The sequence below is a fragment of the Dokdonella sp. genome (genome assembly GCF_035703485.1).
Lineage (GTDB): Bacteria > Pseudomonadota > Gammaproteobacteria > Xanthomonadales > Rhodanobacteraceae > Dokdonella.
The window spans coordinates 1-3,830 of record NZ_DASSYD010000036.1; the positions used below are offsets into that span (position 1 = coordinate 1).

The window sequence follows — 3,830 nt, forward strand, 5'->3', positions numbered from 1 at the left end:
GCGGGCTGATGTCATGCACGAAGCGTGACGGGGCAGGAATCCGTTGTCTGTAGGAAATCGCTGACAGAAGGGGTAGGAAATTGTCGGGATTGTGGATGTCCCGGTCTTGCCCGGTCTTGGATAGTGGATGTCCCGGTCTTGTGAGGCCTAACGCTTGAAGTAACCGGCGACGAAACCGCGTAGCGGTTTTGGCGTCCGGTTGACTGAATTGTTATAAGTCAGGCCCACCAGCTTCGTTCTCCATTGAGTCCCAGAACTCGCTGTCGAGCTTTTTGATTTGGACGGTGTGTTCAACTTGCACACCAACCCCATACTCGTACAGATATTCGGCGAGCTTTTGACCGTCGATGAGTATAAGTGTTGTGGTGCCGTTCAAGCCTGCGGCGTACTGCGCGGCACCCTTTGAGAATGAAGAGGTGGTGATGAACACGCCCTTGTTTGACTGCGCTACGGCGAGTGCACCGACGAAGCTCTGGATTTCTTGCCTGCCGACACTATTGGCTTGCGCGTAGCGCTTTGCCTGGATGTGGATACGGCCAAACCCCAAAACATCTTCTTTGATGATGCCATCAATGCCGCCATCGTTGGTGTATGAGGTGACCAGGCCAGACTGCGTGATCTCGCCGCCATATCCCATTTTTTGCAGAAGTAGCACGACGAGACTTTCAAACTCGCGCGGCGTCTTGGAAAGAATGGTGTCTATGAGCTCTTGATAACGAGCCTGACGAATTTTCTTTGCGGACTCGTACAGCTCTTCCTGCGGGGTCAGATTTTCCTCGTCGAGCGCGACCTTGTCGGCCTTGGCCGGTTTGTTGTCTTGCTGCTTGGCGAACTGTGTAGCTATGAATTGGTTGAGCGCTTCAGGAGCTTTAAGTTTTTCCTTGCCGAGGTCATTGATCTCGTACACGCCCCGCTTGGGCTTGCTCAGTAGCCCAGCCATGTTCATGTAGCTTAGCGCCCAACTGATACGGTCGTAGAAGATTTTCCCATTGCCCGAGTCGTACTCTTCCTGCACCTCGGCATCGGACAGACCAAAATGCTCGGCCAGCGGCTGCTCGAACTCGCGCAACTTCAATTGCCCACGTTCTGCAAGCAGCGATAAGGCTGGCACACGGATTTGGTCATGCTTGGGAATGCTCACAAACTCTCCCCTGACTTATAACGCGAACTAGACCCCACAATGGAATCTATTCGCGAAGCCTAACATGGAAGGATGGCACAACGTGACGAAACATTTTCGTGGCGAATCAACAAGATTCGTGAGGCACGCCGTCTAAACCTCAAGCCTAATCCAGCACTATTTTTCGTCGCCGGATATCCTTAGTAGCAGCGCAAGCGTGACTCGTGTCCCGCATCGCAGAAAACTGGCGGCGATTGTTGCGCCGTATCCGCACAGTTAAGTCTCCCCCTCCCCCAACCGCTCCCCACACCGCTGACAAAACCGCGCCCCGGCATAGTGGTGCTCCTCTCCACACCGCGCGCACGCCACACCCGTCTCCGCGATGGTAGCTACCGCAGCGCCTTCAGCCCGACGTTGAATCCCAGCCTGCACCAATTGCGCGCCAAAAATCCCGGTCGGCACGGCGATAATCCCGTAGCCAATCAAAATCATGATCGAGGTGATGAACTGGCCCAGCGGCGTCTGCGGGGTGATGTCGCCGAAGCCGACCGTGGCCATGGTCACGATGGCCCAGTACATCGCGTGCGGGATGCTTGAGAATCCGTGTTCGGGGCCTTCGACGAGGTACATGACCGCGCCGAACACAACGGTGATCAGCAGCACGAACAGAACGAACATGCCGATCTTGCGTCGACTCGCGTAGAGCGCGCGGATAAGTTCGGAGCCCTCGTTGGAGTATTCGACCATTTCGAGGATGCGGAACACGCGCAGGATGCGCAGTACGCGGATGACCAGCAGGTGATCGGCGCCGACGACGAACAGGCTGATGTAGGTGGGCAGTGCGGCCATCAGATCGATCAGGCCGTAGAAACTCAGTACGTAGCGCATCGGCCGTCGCACCAGGCTCAGGCGCAGGAAGTATTCCAGGGTAAATGCAATCGTGAATACCCATTCGATGGCGTAGAAGATCTTGCCGTATTGCGCGTGCAGCAGGGCAACGCTGTCGAGCAGCGCGGTTATCACGCTGACCAGGATCACACCGAGCAGGATTACATCGAAACGGCGCTCGTCCGGCTCGTGATGGCGGAAAATGACGCGGAACCAGTAGCCGCGCCAGCCCTTGGTCGAGGCGGGTCGGAAGCGTGGCTCCATCCATTCTTCGGTCTTCATGCCTGTGTTCGCCTGTTCAGCCGGTGTGCGCCGATTGCCGATTTTCGCGCAGGCAGAGGATAGCAGCAGGCAATCCCTTTGCCCGCACCGCCCAGGCAGAGATTTCGATGGGTCCGCCGCTCAACGCAGGAGCAGGACCGGAATGAGACAGGTGCGCAGGATCTGTGTGGTCGTGCTGCCGAGGATCAGACTGCGGATGCGCGAGTGGCCGTAAGCACCCATGACGATCAGATCGATCGCATGATCCTGCACATGACGCGCGATGACCGCTTCGGCGGCGCCGGCGATGACATGCACGTTGACTGCGAAACCCGCGTCGCTGAGTTGCTCGCGGGCCCATTCAAGGCCATCGGTTTCGCTGCCCGGCTCACCAACCATGAGCAGATCACAGGCAATGCCTTTCAGCAACGGGCTGGCGCAGACCATTTCGATGCAGCGTCGTGTGGTCGCGCTGCCATCGAAGGCGATAAGGAATTTCTGCGGTGGCGTGAACGTACGTGAGGCGACCAGCACCGGACGGTGCACGGCACGCACGACACGTTCGAGGTTGCTGCCAAGGTGGCCCTTGGAGAAATCTGCGTGCTCGCCGCGTTTGCCGATCACGAACAGGCGCGCGTCGGCTTCGAGTTCGAGCAGCGTATCGAGCAGACCACCGTGGCGCAGACGCATTTCGGCTTCGATGCCGGCGTTTTCGCGGGCCAGCACACGGGCTTGCTCAAGCAGGCGGCGACCGCCTTCCTGGGCCAGGCGCGAGCGGCTTTCGTCGAGTTCGCTGAGTTCGACGAGCAGATCTTCGCGATCGCCGAGGATCAGATTGCCACTGAGATCCTGCCTCGCCGGTGTCGCACTCGGGCGATCGATGGCATGGACGAATTCGAGTGGCGCGTCGAGGCGGGCGGCAGCCCAGACAGCGAGTCCGGCGACGCTGGTCGCGTAACTCGACAGGTCGATTGCGGCCAGTACGCGACCGTCGGCATGAATCAGGGTCGATGATGTCATCAGCGTGTCCTCAGTGGCCCATCAGGTTTTCGGCATCGGGCTTGTCATGGACACCAAGCCGGTCGACCAGGGTGCTGCTCGCCTCGTTGAGGCCAATCACTTCGACCACCGTACCTTCACGGCGGAACTTGATCACCACTTTATCCAGCGCGCCGACAGCCGAGAGATCCCAGAAGTGCGCATGCGAGACATCGATGGTGACGCGTTCGAGCACTTCGCGGAAATCGAAACGCTGCACGAAGGCATCAGCCGAGGCAAAAAACACCTGGCCGGTGATCGTGTAGTGGCGCGTGCGTCCTTCATCGGCCGAGGTGGATCCGACATGCAATACGCGGCCGACCTTGCGCGCGAAGAACAACGCCGACATCAGCACGCCGACGAGCACGCCCTTGGCCAGATCATGCGTGGCGACGACGACGACGACGGTCGAGACCATGACCAGGCTCGATGATTTCGGGTAGGTGCGCAGATTGACGATCGAGCTCCAGCTGAAGGTACCGATCGAGACCATGATCATCACCGCGACCAGTGCCGCCATCGG

At 58.7% G+C, this 3,830-nt stretch carries 4 protein-coding genes; all 4 read right to left on the minus strand.

Annotated features, from left to right (window positions below; translation table 11 throughout):
• Window positions 1–211: 211 nt before the first annotated feature.
• Window positions 212–1,141 carry a restriction endonuclease gene (locus VFN25_RS02915; protein WP_325138635.1) on the minus strand — a complete coding sequence of 310 codons (930 nt, stop codon included), beginning with the start codon at window positions 1,139–1,141 and terminating at the stop codon, window positions 212–214.
• Window positions 1,142–1,396: 255 nt separating this feature from the next.
• A complete protein-coding gene (locus VFN25_RS02920; RefSeq protein ID WP_325138637.1) occupies window positions 1,397–2,290 on the minus strand; it encodes an ion transporter in 894 nt (297 codons plus the stop codon).
• A 120-nt stretch (window positions 2,291–2,410) separates the two neighbouring features.
• Window positions 2,411–3,289, minus strand: coding sequence for a universal stress protein (locus tag VFN25_RS02925; protein WP_325138639.1), 879 nt, complete (start codon window positions 3,287–3,289; stop codon window positions 2,411–2,413).
• 10 nt (window positions 3,290–3,299) lie between these two features.
• The coding region (locus VFN25_RS02930; RefSeq protein ID WP_325138641.1) for an STAS domain-containing protein at window positions 3,300–3,830 on the minus strand (531 nt) is incomplete at its 5' end.

What these genes read in the sequence shown, in the direction of transcription:
- VFN25_RS02925 (WP_325138639.1), bottom strand. Translation starts at nt 3,289, where the DNA reads ATGACATCATCGACCCTGATTCATGCCGACGGTCGCGTACTGGCCGCA.
- VFN25_RS02920 (WP_325138637.1), bottom strand. Translation starts at nt 2,290, where the DNA reads ATGAAGACCGAAGAATGGATGGAGCCACGCTTCCGACCCGCCTCGACC.